Origin of the sequence: Paenibacillus lentus, assembly GCF_003931855.1 — a bacterium.
Lineage (GTDB): Bacteria > Bacillota > Bacilli > Paenibacillales > Paenibacillaceae > Fontibacillus > Fontibacillus lentus.
Window position 1 is genome coordinate 3,608,835 of record NZ_CP034248.1, and the last position, 14,840, is coordinate 3,623,674.

Consider the following 14,840-nt stretch of genomic DNA (forward strand, 5'->3'; position numbering starts at 1 on the left):
ATTACACTGTATTTTGTACATATGTCTATGCGTTAATGTTGTATTATCCGATGCCCCTGACTTCTTTGAGACACTTACAATATCTCTAAATTGTATCTGAATAACTGATAATAAGGAACTTCCTCTACAGACAAAATGGAACTATAAATTATTGGCAGTATTAACTTATCATATTCTTTATCCTTCCAACTACGTGCTTCTTCAACTAGTTCGTGTACGATTCCCTCTTTATCGAGGAAAATTATTCCAGATAAAAATTGAACCATTGACATTGTGCTTCTGTCTTTAAAATCCTCTTTAAAATAGCTTCTGATTTGCTTAGGTGGATTTATAAAGTACTCAATCAGGTAACCATTCACATATAAATTGCCACGTTCTCTCCAATCACAGTTATCACTAAGAATGATATGGACATCTATATCTGACCGTTTCGATGGACTTCCAGTAATATAGCTTCCACAAACTAATATACCGATAAGCATTAGAACTGTTTCTTGAGACCTGGAAACAACAACATAAAGATGTTTCCCAGGATTTCATTGACTCACCTCACTTTTTCAGGGGTTTCGGATAACTCTAAAAATGTTATCATTTAATGTTAAATTATCCAATGTTTACTTTTATTTGATATGTCAATTAATGATCAAGTACGTGCAGCTGTATAGATAAATACTAATTTGTATTTTGTACATATGTCTATAAATCAATAGCCCAATATCACCTGTTCTAGTTTCTTGATGATTTTCACTATGAATTATGATACCTACCCACTCCACAATTTGAGCTTAATTTGAAATTAACATAAGCAACTTACTTCCAGCCCAAAGTAAATAACCAATTGGGGTGATGATATACATTGAGCGTTCCAAACCTGTTAATGACCTTTGTCTTTTAATTCTTCTTAAGTGTAGGTAATAAAAAAAGGAACCAACGAGTAATAAAATCACTCCCAAATCATTCAGTGTGCTTAACATGAGTATCTTAATCCTCTCCTTCCCTCTCTTCCTGGTTACAGTAGCGATCACGAGGAAACCAACAGCTCCAAGCACTCTCAATACGTCGCTTTTAAACAAAGCTGCCATTAACAATCGACAGTTTTTTGTGGATGTTCATGTGGATTTCGACCTAATAGACAGTGTTTCCAGAGTGTGGTCGTAGTTTAATTTTTAACTGAATTCCAAGCATTAATAAAATCATTAATAGTTTCAAATCGTTCTTCTCGTTCCTTACTAACTGCTCGTAAAGCGACTTCATAAAGTAATCTATTTGCTTCCCATTTTGAAAAAGAATGATCCATTTCGCCACCAAGTAATCCAAAAGCGATAAATCCTTTGAAAAATCATACAGTACTACCATCATAGAAATCAACCGCAACGTACCCTTTGGACTCCACATATTTATAGAATTCATATATGGTATCAAGTGAATGCAATCTTTTCTCTATGGGTAACTGTTTGAATCTGTAGAAAGGCGATTCAGGATGACTATGTTTTGGATGAACGGCAAACAACCAATTTGAATGTAGGCATTCGCCATTAAACCATTCAAATATAGCTGTATACCCATCTTTCGTTTCAAAATGATCAATAAGACTAATAAGATTTGGATGTTCTAATACAACGGCAGTGCAACCTTTAACCTAGAAATTGCATCTCTAGGGTTTCCGGAAAACTCCATTGGTCTACAACCCGCGTATTTAACAAAAAACTTTTTACCGTTCTTTTCAATTCCGAAACTAATGTTACCAGAATCTTGCTGATCAAACACACAAAAAACGGTACCAATAGATTGAAGCCATGTGAAATCGTGCTGATCCTGGAGTTCAAAAGATACATTGTCTACCTTGAACTTAATCGGCTGTTGATTCATATAATCGTCCCCTCACTTTTTGGGGATTCACGTAGGTTTCCAGGGCTATTTATACGTTATCCTCTGATTTTTATTTGCCCTATTATCGATAAAATGTCTTCTCAGAAGACATCACTCCTCTCATTCCTAATACCATAATTATCCATATAATAACTGCAATTTGCAAACCAAAGTTTAGAAGTTCCCAAGCTGCTTGTAATACTACCAAAGAGTTTTATTTGAGCTAGAATCTTTACCTCTTCTCCATTTTTCGGAGATGATTCGCTAATTAGAGCGTCTCAACCAATTTCTGAATCTTTGAATGGGAAATTAAATATACACTACTATTGAAAAATAATATCTCCATATTTCTCCAAATAATCAATTGGAATAGCAAGGCCTACAGTGATAGATTGGTCCCCCTGTGATGTAATTGTTGTGGCATACACAACTGCAATAACATTCCCCTTATTGTTAATAACAGGGCTGCCGCTGTTTCCACTATGAATTGGCGCCTGTATCATGAGCATGGGAAGCTGGCGACTCTCTGATGGGGTTAATCCTAGCACTGTGCCTTCAGTAGCGATTCGGTAGAATGCTAGCGGATTTCCGATGACATGAATAGGATCGCCCTTTTGATACGCTATCTCTGTTTCTAATTGCAGTGTAGGTAGGTTGTTCACATTGTCTCTAATTTTAAGTATGGAGATATCGATCTTGCTGTCACTTACGATAACATCTGCCGGATATGTTGTTCCATTTAAAAATTGGATAATGCCAGCCTTGTCGTCATCCATGACATGTTGATTCGTAATAATAAGTCCGTTTGGAGCGATATTGAACCCTGTACCTTTCCGACCGCCGGTACTAACATTGACAACGGCTTGCTTATATTGCTGGACCTGTTCATCTTGTGATAACTGTGCATCCTTTTTCAAAAACCGTAGTGTCAGTAGATTATAAATCTGTGGTATAAAAGCGATTAGATTACCGAGTAGCAGAATCACCAGCATAATAATAATTGTTTTTTTGATCCATGTTCTTTTGGGTCGGTGATTCAACTCATCCTCTTCAATGTCATCTTCCGGGTTCCAAAATTCTTCTTCCCATTCAAACGGGACATCGGTACCATTAACTGGATCGGCGGATGTTTTGGGATTATTCAGCTCATCGTTACGGATGGAACCCCCCCCTGCTAATGAGAAATAGAATAAAAAAAATGATTTAACATGATTATACCAAATGTTGACAGACTATGATCGGAAACAAAAGGATATACGTATAATACAAGCAAAACAAGCTACGATCTCATCGGACTGCAAAGACAGCTTGCCAAACCTACTCATTCATGAGATAGTTTATGTTTTGCTAATAAGAATATGATAGTGTCGGAGGCGTAAGTGTGCAACGATATCCTTTCTCCTATGATCCGTCAGAACCGTTCGTCAAGCAGGTCGGCGATTGGGTTGCGGATGTTTTTTATGATGTGTTACCTGAACATGGATTTGATGTCCGTGATGAACAAATATTTATGGCTTACCAATTGGAAAAAGCCTATGCCAATAAGAAAACTATTTTTGCAGAAGCTGGGGTAGGCACGGGAAAAACACTCGTATATCTGCTTTATGCAGTTAATTATGCAAGATATACAGGTAAGCCTGCAGTGATTGCCTGTGCAGATGAGTCGCTCATTGAGCAACTTGTGAAACAGGAAGGAGATATAGCTAAGCTTGCCCGTTATTTGGATTTACAGATTGATGCGCGGCTCGGTAAATCCCCTGATCAATATCTATGTCTCAAAAAAATAGACGGCGTTCGTCTTCAGGATGAAGATGCGGCGGTTATTGAAGACCTGTATGAAAATCTTCCTGATTTTGTTCATTCCCCTGGAACGATGCAATCTTTTTACCCTTACGGCGATCGTAAGGAATACCCACATCTGAATGATGAACAGTGGAATAAGATCAACTGGGATTCATTTCAGGACTGTTTTGTATGTGACAAAAGACATCGTTGCGGCATGACCCTATCTCGGGACCATTATCGAAAATCTACAGACCTTATCATCTGTTCCCATGATTACTACATGGAGCATGTGTGGACCTATGAGGGAAGAAAAAGAGAGGGTCAGCTTCCCCTGCTCCCTGAACATAGTTCAGTCGTCTTTGACGAAGGACATTTACTCGAATCGGCAGCACAACATGCCCTCAGTTATAAGCTGAAGCATAGTGCGTATGAAGAGATTATTACTCGTCTTCTAGATGGAGAAATCCGGGAAACGCTAGCCGAACGAATTGAGGATTCCATTGACCAGAGTCAGCTTGTGTTTTCTCTGGTAGCGGAGCAAAGTACAGCGATACCCGGTTCAGATCGTAAACGAATCCGAATGGATGAGAAACTTCTAAAGGAACTGAATCACTGGAAAAGTACAATTGAAGCTATTGATGAAGAATTGGTCTTTGAGAGTGGCCTGTATACGCTTGATGAATATAAGCTTCGTATCGTTGAAGAGCATCTGGAGATGATCCAAACTGCGCTTCATCTGTTCCGTGAGCCTGAAACCTACATTTGCTGGGCGGAAGAAAATGAGGATGGTTCTGCAACACTCGCCATTATGCCGCAAACCGTCAAAGAAGTGCTGCAGGAACGGGTATTCGGACTTCAGATGCCGATTGTATTCTCTTCAGCAACCTTATCGGTAGATGGATCTTTTGATTACGTAGCGGGAAGTCTCGGCATCAGCGAATTTTTATCTTTTTCTGTGGACTCTCCGTACGATTACGAAAAGCAGATGAAGCTATTAGCACCAAATGAACTGCTGCAAGATGGAGAGATTCGGAGTGAGGTTGCCGCGGCGAAAAAGCTGGCCCTGTCGGCCAAGCTGATCAAACGTACCGAAGGACGAGCTCTATTGTTATTCAGAACAATGAATGAGCTGCGCGAGTTTAAGCAAGCCGCTTCGCACCATCCATACTTCGAATCCTATACCATGCTATATGAAGGTGACCGTGAGATTAGCAGCCTCATAGCTGAGTTCCAAAATACAGAGGAAAGCGTGCTCTGTGCGGCAAGCCTATGGGAGGGTCTGGATGTACCGGGACCTTCATTATCCAACGTTATTATTTGGTCATTGCCTTATCCACCGGAAGATCCTGTATTTATGGCTAAACGGGAAGCTGCTGATTCAGCATATGAAGAAGTAGACCTGCCCTATATGCTGCTTCGCTTACGGCAAGGATTAGGTAGACTCATTCGTTCATCGACGGATCAAGGGAGAGCGGCCATCTTGGATGCAGAAGTTTTGCTCAATCAGCATGTCAAAGAGAGAGTGTTAGCAGTATTGCCAGCTGGAGCTATACTTGAAGTAGAATCGTTGTAGTTGTTTAGACGTCCACGCATGAAAGGTGGCTGTCGACAAGAACATGTATTCTTTGCTGTATGACAAGAAGTCTACCTTGAAGTAAGCGAACAAGTGACCTTTGAGACGTAGAACACAATTGGTTATCAAAATCACTGTGCAAAATTGACCATTACTAGCGGGCAGACCGAAAAAATACCCTGTAAGAGAGACTTTTTAACGGTCTCTCTTATAGGGTACATTTTTACACTAGAACGTCGCCAACCGCTGCTACCTAGAGCATCAGCATACCATATATGAATGGAGCTCTTTATATTGGCTATGTCACCGCAAATGACTTTCCACTTTCCCTAGGGTGGATACATCTTTAAACTTCCCGATTTTTGTGCCGTAAGTTCCCCACATTACGGTAATACCTGAAACTGCGACTACGAGCGTGAGCGCCAGTGCGAATCGAGGACTGATTTCCCAAGCTAATCCCGTAGCGAGCGAACCGACAAAAGAGCCCAAATACTGAACGCTGTTGAAAATACCATTCGTCGTCCCCCGATATCCATCCTCAGCCATATCATTGATGCAGCTTTGTGCAAATGTAGAAACACAGATGTAACAGATCATAAACAGTACACTACCCGCCAAAATAAAGCCGTAGTTAGGTTTATAAAACAAAGCAACGCCAACGGCACAGAGTAAAAATAAGGCCTGCAGTAAAATAAAACGGTAGCCTTTCGCTGCAGTTCGAGCTGAAACTTTTAGGGCGATAATCGCGGTGACTACAGCTGGCATAAACACCTTCCACATGCCGTCTGTCCCGGTGATGTTCTGCAGATACATAGGGAGGATATAAAATACAGCCACCATTACATAATTATTGATGAATGCTGCAGCATTTAGTTTTAAATAAACTTTATTACTGAGAAGGTTGATCAAAAGCGGTTTTATGCCTGCCGGAGCGGTTTCCGAAGCTAATGAGTCCGATGCCGCCTCTTTTTCCTTCCGCGACTCCTTCAAGAAGAACAAAATGATCAGCCAGCTTAAGGTAATGATGAGCGCACACCCTAAGAACATTTCGTTGACCGTTAAAATATGGTGCAGCATCGGTCCAAAGGCAAACGAAGCCGCAGCGGCAAATCCGATACAAGCACTCGTAATGCTCATGGCCTTCAGGCGTAACTGTTCGTTCAGTCCGGAGGAAATCCAGGAAAATACAACAGCGATGACCGCACCGCTTCCTTGTAGCGTCCTAGCCACAATCAGCCCATAGATACTTGTGGCGAAGTAAGCAAGGACAAGCCCGACAATGACCTGCCCAAATCCAATCAGAATCACCTTTTTATTGCCGATTTTATCGCTCCATAGTCCGAATGGAATTTGAAACACCGCCTGAGCTAGACCGAATATGCCCAGCGCCACCCCAGCGAGCGTCGGCGTATAACCGCTGAGAGATTTGGAATACACCGAAATAAACGGCATCACCATCGTCATAGCGACCTGACGAATGCTTACGGCAATGCTTAGTATGAGTAAAAACGCGAGCTCTGTTCGTGAAAAAACGCCTGTTATTCCTTTATCGTTCATTGAATCGTCTGCATCCAATCCTGTGGTATGTCCTGATTAATGATCCACGATTTATCAATATGATCGCGGAAATAGCCCGGCGTCACGACCGCTTTAACCTTAACATGGCCAGTCACTCCCGTTTGCTCGCTTCTTCGTCGCTCCAGCTCGACAAACGTCCCGGGCTTGAACTGCACATAATGCGGCGGTTTTATGATGGTTTGCGAATAATTGCGATAGGCGGTGCGTATCTCCTTTAACACTCCCGCAAAGACGTTCATAAATTCAGTCATTGTTTCCTCGGGTAAAGCCTCCACCATTTCAATACCCAAACAATGGTGAACGAAGCAATCCCGGTCCATCCAACCGAAGAACAAATGAGAACCCACTTTCAACTTGAGCCTGTCGGCGGCTTGATTCACGGCTTGGGCAATCTCCGCTTCGTTCAATTTCTCCCCTGTGATATTGATCATGGACACCGTCCGCCCGATGACTTTAATCATTGGGGGCTCTGTCTCTACAAAACTAACCACATCCCCAGTGGTATACCGGTATAGCCCATTGTGGCCGGTAATGATCATTTCATAAGGAATGTCCCGCTTTACATCCGCCAAAGGATATACCTTGCCGCTATCAAGTTCGCGAAATTCAAAATAATATAAATCCGCGTTCAGCATAAGTCCTGCTTCCCGGTCCGAATTGCCGCAGGCATACGCTCCTTCGGTGCCAGAATAAAAATCACTGACCCAAACCTGGTCGCCAAACACGCGACGGATTTGCGGAATAAACGTATCGTAAGGCACGCCCGTGGACAACATGATACGGAAGTTTGGCCATAACTTTAACAAATCGATGCTGCCATCGCGATTAAGCGCCGCTTCCACAATCTTGTTGTATTCAGGCATGCTGGCAAACAAGCTTGCACCCTGGTTCTTAATATAATTTAAAAAGTTCAACGAGAAGCTAGTGATCCCGGTAATACCGACCACGTCGTGCTTAAGAGCATATTTGGCCATTTCAAACATTTTAAGGTCATAGCACTCTAGTTGCATCACCTGATCGGGAACTGGATTTAAATCCTTTAGAATCGGATCATACGAGCTCATGATGCCTGAAATATAGCCAACGGGTACCCCTTCAATATCCCCGATTCTTCTAGGTCCCACCGTTGATAACACTTTGCCGTCCGTCGGCAAAGACCCACCGGACTGTACATAGCCGATTAAATTCCGCAGAGCCCCTCGATACCACTGGTCAAGACTTTCCCGCGTATGTGGAATCAGTTTTGCCGTTCCGGATGAGCCGCTGGTTTTAGCCCAGTGAACAATCGGTTCACAGGTTAATACGCCAGACTTCCGCTGCCCCGCTTCGATATCTACTGCATAACCATTGTAGTCTCTTACTGGTACTGTCTGATGATACTGAGCTGCCTTACGTATTTTGGAAAAGTGAAAACGGCGGCCCACATCTGTCGATGCATTTTTGCGCAATATACTCATCAGTAAATGATGTTGTGTCTGCTCGATGTTTGTAAGTGAATAACGAAAAGCCTCGTAATCATCGTGTAATCGTTCGACCAAGTGCTCTTTCGTAATCATCTCGTATCCATCCCTTTATTCACAGATTCCTTTCATCAAAACCTGTAAAGCTTCTTCCCAAGCTTACTTTAAGGTCAGACCGTGATTATGGAGAAATTAGTGTTCATAGATGATGGATCGTGCCGGAAACTCATTTTCATTTTTTAGTACCCTGACTTATAATAGCACTTTGCCTATATTATGTAAACCAGTCCTGCGGCTTAAATTGAACATTTTTTCACATAACTGTTAGAGCTGACCTTGGACAAGAACATATAGTACTTATAATAAAAAAAGCCGCAAGTACGCGACTGAAAGACACTTCTTAGATTCATCAACGCCCCTCTACGCCAAAACACGAATAGAATGGAATTCCACTCTTATTAGGCATTCTTATTCAGCATGAAGCAGCAACTGATCCAAATCTAGGATTTTAATTTGCTTTTTCGGTAACTGCACAATCAATCGATGTTGTTCAAGAGAAGTAAATTTACGGCTAATTGTTTCTGGTGTTGTACCTAGATACGAGGCTAAATCCTTTTTAGACATCGGCAAAGTAATCGTTGGACTATTACCAGTCTCCTTCTCAACACATTCTGCTAAAAAGGAAATAAGACGGGACTCCACATTTTCAATCGCGACCTGAGTGGTTTGCTTCTCAGATTCCTTCAAGCGCATCGTAACCTCTGACAGTATTCTTAAAGAAATCTGCGGATACTCCAACAAATATTGCTGTAAATCCTCTTGTTTAATTAAACAAATTGACGTGTTCTGCAAGGCTTCAGCGTAATTCTCATGGACGCTCCCGGGTTGAAAAATGGCGAGCTCACCTGTAAAATCTCCTGGATTTAAAATTCGAACGAGCTGTTCTTTTCCGGAGTCAGTTAAGTGGTAAATCCGAATTTTGCCTGTATTGATAATATATAAGGTATCATCTTCCTCACCTGCACGGAATAACAATTCCCCTTTTTGTAATTGAAGTGTTGTGGCTGATTCTGCAATCATATCCATTTGACGATCTTCTAGATGGTTAAAAATTGGAACTAAACGAACGCATTCGGCATATCCTTGGTGATGATGACAACTTTGATTGTTTTTCACTTCATACCTCCTATTTGTAATCATCCATCTCTGCTATCTAATAATTATAGCAAAAGTAAAGTCAAACCATGACTATTCATAACAAAGTAGCAGCTGGCTTTTAAATAATAAAGCCACAGAGAAATCTTGCTTCCCGTGGCTATTTATGGGTCAAGAATGATACGATTGATCTGCTTTCGATAACATATTATATACGGCTGCATAAGTTTCACATACATCTCCAGGAATGGTGTAATTGCCTGTGATTGTTCGTAGCTGAGTAAATTCGAGATCCAAGTTGGGCTTGTTGTTTCCCGCTTCTCTAACTTTTTGATTCATTGCTTCAAATAATTCTCGCACTTCATATGCTTCTGGGTGAGTCTTACCATGGGCACGTGTGATAGCAGTAGTGAACAACTCTAGCTTTTCAAAATCGTTCGTTACAACATCGATAAATGTTCCTGGTTGTTCAGACATCTTGATTCCTTCCTCCTTGAGTGAATTTTGTTATGCATCTTAGGCAGATTTTACTTTTGATTTTAGGACTGGATATCCCAAGTCCTCGATGGCTTTTTCGATATCGCCAATAGCTATCGCTTCTGAATCAAAATCTACTTTTACTTTACTTGCATTGAATAATACATTTACGCTATCTGGATGGATGCCGTTCAATCCTTTTACTGCATTCTCTATCTTTTGCATACATGATGGACAAGATAATGTTTCGAGTTGAATGATTGCCTTTTGCATGGGTTATCTCTCCCCTTTTTTTTAATATTGAGGGTTCGTTTGTTCCGCCTCTTCCTCTTCACAGTTCCAGTATAGCTTTGTTTTGTCTGAATAAAATTGATAGAGATCAAGTTTTAATCATTTTGATTTTTTCCTCTCAAACGAAATCTCAACAATCTCATACCATTCAAGATCACCGCCAAGATACTTGCTTCGTGAACCAACATCCCAATCGACATGTTCATCCACTCACTGAATAATACGCTGGCAAGCAGGACCAGTACCACACCTACCGCAATGAAGATGTTTTGTTTCATGTTACTTGCAGTTGATTTTGTCAGGCCTAATGCGTGTGGCAACCGACTGAAGTCAGAATTCATTAAGACTACATCCGATGTTTCAATCGCAACGTCTGTTCCGTTTCCCATGGCGATCCCGACATTCGCTAAGGCCAAGGATGGACTGTCATTAACCCCATCACCGACAAAGGCTACGATTTGACCTTCTGCCTGCATTTTTTCAATATAAGCTGATTTACCTTCGGGCAGCATATGACCATGTGCTTCAGTCAACCCAAGTTCACGAGCTACTAAATCAACTGTTCCTTGGTTGTCCCCGGAGAGAACGACCAGGTTTTTCACGCCTAGTTTTTTAAGCTTTTGAAGATCTTGTTTGACACCTGGACGGATTTGATCCCGGATACCCATTAGAACTTTCAATTCTCCGTCAACCGCGGTCAAGACAAGAGAGTTCCCGTTCTGTTCAAAGCGTTCTACGTCTCTCTGGACATTTTTGTTTAGTGCTACATTTTCCTTTTCCATTAATGCTACGTTACCAACGGCAATACGATGTCCCTTTACTTTGGCAACAATCCCGCCGCCTTTAACCACTTCAGTTTCTTCTACCGTGGAAAAAGTAGTCCCGCCAATATCTTGTAGAACTGCTTTTGCCAGTGGGTGATCCGATTCACGTTCCACACTTGCCAAATATCCCAGTACTTCCTCCCTATTCGCACCGTAAAATACTATTTCGGCTACCTCAGGGTTTCCAACGGTTAAAGTTCCGGTTTTGTCAAAGACAATCGTGTCAACTTTACTGAAATCATTGATCACTTCGCTGCCTTTTAAAAGTACACCATTCCGTGCGCCATTTCCGATCCCGGCAACGTTGGATACGGGCACTCCGATAACCAATGCCCCTGGGCACCCTAATACCAAAATGGTGATAGCCAGTTCAATGTCACGGCTGAACAGCCCAATCATTAAGGAAAGGATTAGAACAGCAGGAGTATAGTATTTCGAGAAACGGTCAATAAATCGTTCTGCTTCTGATTTAGAATCCTGTGCTTCCTCAACTAATTCGATAATTCTACCAAAAGTTGTATCCTCCCCCACACGATCAGCTCGAATTTGTATCGTTCCGTTTTCCAAGATCGTTCCCGCAAATACTTCAGAATCCACAGTTTTGCTTACGGGTACAGACTCCCCCGTGATACTCGCTTCATTGATGTGACCTTTACCCGTCAACACGGTTCCATCCACGGGAACTTTTGCACCTGTCTTAACCAGCAAGATATCCCCTTCATCTACTTCATCAACCTCTACCTCTTCAAACTCTCCGTTTTCCATTTGTTTCAGGGCACTTTCTGGTGCCATCTCGGTTAATTCTTTAATAGCGGATCGTGTTTTATTCAATGTGCGTTGTTCCAAGAAAGAACCGAATAAGAATAAGAAGGTAACAATAGCTGACTCTTCATAGTTTTGAATTAAAAAAGCTCCAATGACGGCGATGGTAACTAAGACATCAATACTGATGACTTTTACTTTTAATGCTTGATACGCTTGGATGGCGATGGGAGCCCCCCCGAAAACAGAAGCAATGATGAACGACCAGGTGAAAAGAGTGGCATTCTCCAAAGCAAAATGACTAAACAAACCGCTCAAAATCAAAATTCCGCTAATGAGCGTTATCTGGTTTTTCTTCCTAAATATATAGCTTTGCATTTGGACCTCCTACTAGTTTGATTTTTCTTATTGTTGGTGATTCTAGTATAGGATGTTGTAGGATAATAAAAATTGACTGGAATCAAGTTATAAGAAAAAAGGAACCTATCCACATCGGACCGGCCCCTGCTATATTCTCACGATTTGTCGGTTATATTAATCTTTTCGAAGCATGGAGCGAGCTCAGTTCTATTTTTTATTAACATAATCTGCCCAGCAACTACTGGACTTTAGTCGAGGTCAATTACCTCCCGTGGTCTGTACCGAATCACTGGAATTTTCATTAAAATATAACCATGTTTTCTTGGAGGAGTGAGGTTTGATGAAATACGAACATAAAATACGGAGAGAACTTGCCGACTGGGAACAAAAGATGTTCAAACCGCCGGGATGGCTAGAGAAAACATCGAAAACCATCGGAAATCGAATAAACCAGTTCATTCCCCCGAAGGTACACGACATCATTACGACCACCATCCGGTCGATCGTGCGCACGGCCTTGTTCGGCGCGGAATATACGCCTAGCCGTGCGGTAAAAAATTCTCCTGAACTCGAGTCTGCCGATCAGGAAGCGAAGGAGTTGTTTACGCTGTACCAAAAAATCGCGGTTGCCGAAGGTGCCGGCACTGGAGCAGGCGGCATTGTCCTCAGTATGGTAGACTTTCCGGCTTTAATTGCGATTAAGATGAAATTTTTGTTCGAGCTAGCGCATGTTTATGGCTATGATACCAAACACTTTTCCGAGCGGGTGTTCATTCTTAAAGTATTTCAAATGACGTTTTCGGGGCCGGAAAATCGTGCCAGGCTGCTCTCCGCCATTAAGAATTGGCATAATGAAAAGGAACAGTGGCTCTCCGACGCCGAATACTCACACAATATGGACTGGGAGACATTCCAAATCGAATATCGTGACGCCATGGACTTCAGAAAAATGCTGCAGATGCTGCCTGGGGTCGGGGCTTTCGCAGGCGCATGGGCGAATTACACCATTCTTGAGGAGCTGCGCGAATTTGCTATGAACGCATATCGGCTGCGCAGATTGCACGATGATTTCGAGGTTATGGGACAGTCTTCTCCCTAGCGCCATATAAATTCAAGAACAATGGTTGCTTAACAAAACAAAGGCAGTTCTTCATGCGTAATTATTTTCAATGAGCCAACCAACAAATGCTCAGTCAGCTGGGAAGCATCGTCATGATCAGTAGCTGCCGATAAAATCTCGTCACGAAGCTAATGCGTGTCCCTCCGGTTTCTTTCCTGAACAGTACTATCGTGAACATTTCATTTTCTGAAACAACATTCCACTTACTGTCAGCAAAAGAGTCAGTGTAAACCCGTTTACGTGGTGCCTCTACTTCTTCATATACGGATCTACATTTACTAAATGACATTTATAGTGTATATACAATTTATGGGACTTGTGCTTTTATGAAAAATATGAAAAATGGAGTGAATAATTCAATGAGAAAATATATGTTCTTGATTAGTATTATTTCAATTATTGTGCTAAGTGGATGTGTAAGCCAACAGTCTGCCAATAACAAAGTACCTATGAAAAGTGACGTGGATATTAAACAGTTGGTTAGTGATTATAGTAAAGGCAATATAGAAGACCAATCTGCTTCCATTAATTCAACGCATCTAATAGTTACAAACCAGGACAATAGTCAGTTAACCTTTGCGCTGCCGAAAGACGAGTTCTTTGTTTCTATTGCCCCATACCTTGAACAAACACATCCTTGTGCCACCCATAGCTTGACTGGCTGCCGAGGAGAACTGATAAATGAAGAGTTTGATATCTATATAGAAGATAGCGAAGGAAACGTTATACGAGACGAAAAATTAATGTCAAATTCCAGTGGGTTTATTGATTTATGGCTGCCAAGAAATAAAGAATTTCGCATATCAATTTGCCAAAATGAGAAGTCTGTGGAATCCAAGTTTTCAACGTTTGAAAGTGATGACACATGCATTACTACCATGCAGTTGATATAAAAGGCGGGTATCCTCTTTAAAATACAAAAGAGCAGTTGTCTTCGACAAATCTGCTCTTTCTTCTATTTATTTGGCATTAATTAATAATATCAATCTAGGAAATTGATTTTACGGTATAATAATCAAAATCAGCAAATGAGTCGTGCTGATGAGAATCAACCGAGCCAATAAAATTAAACAACCCTGTAAATCCACCAATTTCTCCTCGGACCCCGTTGACACCTTCATCAGATAAATAAGTAGCATCAATATTCTCAATAAAAACGTTCCAGTCCTTATCATCACTCATCCGGTATAAGATATCTGCATAACCTACATTATAAATAACCTTCAGCTCAACCATATTATTGGGGAGCGGAATAGTATGATCAACAAATTCGATGCGCTCTCCTAGTTTAGCCTGTAATAACCTTAAAACGGTTTCACCAAACGATTCTGAATAGGTTAAATGAGCATAAATCCAATTATTTGAATCATAATAAAGCCCCATACCAGCAGTTTCGGAATAATGATCCGGTTGAAACTCGACTTTTGTTTGAAATTCATAATGAAACGATGTCGCACGCGTGGCCATAATAGCTGGATTTACCTGTGAAAAAAGCGAATTCTCTCCGTGAATACGTAAATGTCCCGGACGTTCAATCGTATTCACCCAACTCACTTCCTGATGTCGATAAGCACAGCGGTGATATG

12 protein-coding genes and 1 pseudogene are annotated in these 14,840 nt (G+C 41.4%); 3 read left to right on the plus strand and 10 right to left on the minus strand.

The genetic code is table 11. The annotated features are described in order from the left end of the window. Positions 1-74: 74 nt before the first annotated feature. The 3 genes and pseudogenes from EIM92_RS16265 to EIM92_RS16280 form a co-directional block, all read right to left on the minus strand. Positions 75-482 (minus strand): hypothetical protein, encoded by a 408-nt coding sequence (locus EIM92_RS16265; protein ID WP_125083539.1) that lies wholly within the window; start codon positions 480-482, stop codon positions 75-77. A 677-nt stretch (positions 483-1,159) separates the two neighbouring features. Beyond that, positions 1,160-1,869 (minus strand): annotated as a pseudogene (locus tag EIM92_RS16275) (serine/threonine protein kinase). Between the two features lie 323 nt (positions 1,870-2,192). Further along, on the minus strand, positions 2,193-2,909 hold the full coding sequence (locus EIM92_RS16280; protein WP_246021016.1) for a S1C family serine protease: 717 nt from the start codon (positions 2,907-2,909) through the stop codon (positions 2,193-2,195). Between the two features lie 341 nt (positions 2,910-3,250). Between EIM92_RS16280 and EIM92_RS16285 the strand changes: the two genes are divergently transcribed. After that, positions 3,251-5,227 (plus strand): ATP-dependent DNA helicase, encoded by a 1,977-nt coding sequence (locus EIM92_RS16285; RefSeq protein ID WP_125083541.1) that lies wholly within the window; start codon positions 3,251-3,253, stop codon positions 5,225-5,227. A gap of 303 nt (positions 5,228-5,530) precedes the next feature. Here EIM92_RS16285 and EIM92_RS16290 read toward each other — a convergent pair whose 3' ends face one another. From EIM92_RS16290 to EIM92_RS16315, 6 genes are all read right to left on the minus strand, one after another. Next, positions 5,531-6,784 carry an MFS transporter gene (locus tag EIM92_RS16290; RefSeq protein WP_125083542.1) on the minus strand — a complete coding sequence of 418 codons (1,254 nt, stop codon included), beginning with the start codon at positions 6,782-6,784 and terminating at the stop codon, positions 5,531-5,533. Continuing rightward, positions 6,781-8,361 (minus strand): GH3 family acyl-acid amido synthetase, encoded by a 1,581-nt coding sequence (locus EIM92_RS16295; RefSeq protein ID WP_125083543.1) that lies wholly within the window; start codon positions 8,359-8,361, stop codon positions 6,781-6,783. Before EIM92_RS16295 ends, EIM92_RS16290 begins: the two co-directional genes overlap by 4 nt. Positions 8,362-8,733: 372 nt before the next feature. Then, positions 8,734-9,465 (minus strand): Crp/Fnr family transcriptional regulator, encoded by a 732-nt coding sequence (locus EIM92_RS16300; RefSeq protein WP_125083544.1) that lies wholly within the window; start codon positions 9,463-9,465, stop codon positions 8,734-8,736. Positions 9,466-9,591: 126 nt separating this feature from the next. After that, positions 9,592-9,897: an iron-sulfur cluster repair di-iron protein, ric gene (locus EIM92_RS16305; protein WP_125083545.1), complete on the minus strand. Its 306-nt coding sequence runs from the start codon at positions 9,895-9,897 to the stop codon at positions 9,592-9,594. A 39-nt stretch (positions 9,898-9,936) separates the two neighbouring features. Continuing rightward, positions 9,937-10,170, minus strand: coding sequence for a heavy-metal-associated domain-containing protein (locus EIM92_RS16310; protein WP_125083546.1), 234 nt, complete (start codon positions 10,168-10,170; stop codon positions 9,937-9,939). A gap of 113 nt (positions 10,171-10,283) precedes the next feature. Continuing rightward, entirely contained in the window at positions 10,284-12,152 is a 1,869-nt protein-coding gene (locus tag EIM92_RS16315) for a heavy metal translocating P-type ATPase (RefSeq protein ID WP_125083547.1), read from the minus strand. A 322-nt stretch (positions 12,153-12,474) separates the two neighbouring features. Between EIM92_RS16315 and EIM92_RS16320 the strand changes: the two genes are divergently transcribed. Together EIM92_RS16320 and EIM92_RS16325 are read left to right on the plus strand one after the other, a co-directional pair. Continuing rightward, positions 12,475-13,233, plus strand: a complete 759-nt coding sequence (locus tag EIM92_RS16320; protein WP_125083548.1) for an EcsC family protein — start codon at positions 12,475-12,477, stop codon at positions 13,231-13,233. A gap of 380 nt (positions 13,234-13,613) precedes the next feature. Continuing rightward, positions 13,614-14,147, plus strand: coding sequence for a CueP family metal-binding protein (locus tag EIM92_RS16325; protein WP_125085238.1), 534 nt, complete (start codon positions 13,614-13,616; stop codon positions 14,145-14,147). A 94-nt stretch (positions 14,148-14,241) separates the two neighbouring features. Here the strand turns inward: EIM92_RS16325 and EIM92_RS16330 are convergent, their stop codons facing one another. Continuing rightward, positions 14,242-14,808 carry a beta-xylosidase family glycoside hydrolase gene (locus tag EIM92_RS16330; RefSeq protein WP_342772867.1) on the minus strand — a complete coding sequence of 189 codons (567 nt, stop codon included), beginning with the start codon at positions 14,806-14,808 and terminating at the stop codon, positions 14,242-14,244. Positions 14,809-14,840: the final 32 nt, after the last annotated feature.

What these genes read in the sequence shown, in the direction of transcription:
- EIM92_RS16265 (WP_125083539.1), bottom strand. Translation starts at nt 482, where the DNA reads ATGCTTATCGGTATATTAGTTTGTGGAAGCTATATTACTGGAAGTCCA.
- EIM92_RS16290 (WP_125083542.1), bottom strand. Translation starts at nt 6,784, where the DNA reads ATGAACGATAAAGGAATAACAGGCGTTTTTTCACGAACAGAGCTCGCG.
- EIM92_RS16295 (WP_125083543.1), bottom strand. Translation starts at nt 8,361, where the DNA reads ATGATTACGAAAGAGCACTTGGTCGAACGATTACACGATGATTACGAG.
- EIM92_RS16300 (WP_125083544.1), bottom strand. Translation starts at nt 9,465, where the DNA reads ATGATTACAAATAGGAGGTATGAAGTGAAAAACAATCAAAGTTGTCAT.
- EIM92_RS16305 (WP_125083545.1), bottom strand. Translation starts at nt 9,897, where the DNA reads ATGTCTGAACAACCAGGAACATTTATCGATGTTGTAACGAACGATTTT.
- EIM92_RS16310 (WP_125083546.1), bottom strand. Translation starts at nt 10,170, where the DNA reads ATGCAAAAGGCAATCATTCAACTCGAAACATTATCTTGTCCATCATGT.
- EIM92_RS16315 (WP_125083547.1), bottom strand. Translation starts at nt 12,152, where the DNA reads ATGCAAAGCTATATATTTAGGAAGAAAAACCAGATAACGCTCATTAGC.
- EIM92_RS16320 (WP_125083548.1), top strand. Translation starts at nt 12,475, where the DNA reads ATGAAATACGAACATAAAATACGGAGAGAACTTGCCGACTGGGAACAA.
- EIM92_RS16325 (WP_125085238.1), top strand. Translation starts at nt 13,614, where the DNA reads ATGAGAAAATATATGTTCTTGATTAGTATTATTTCAATTATTGTGCTA.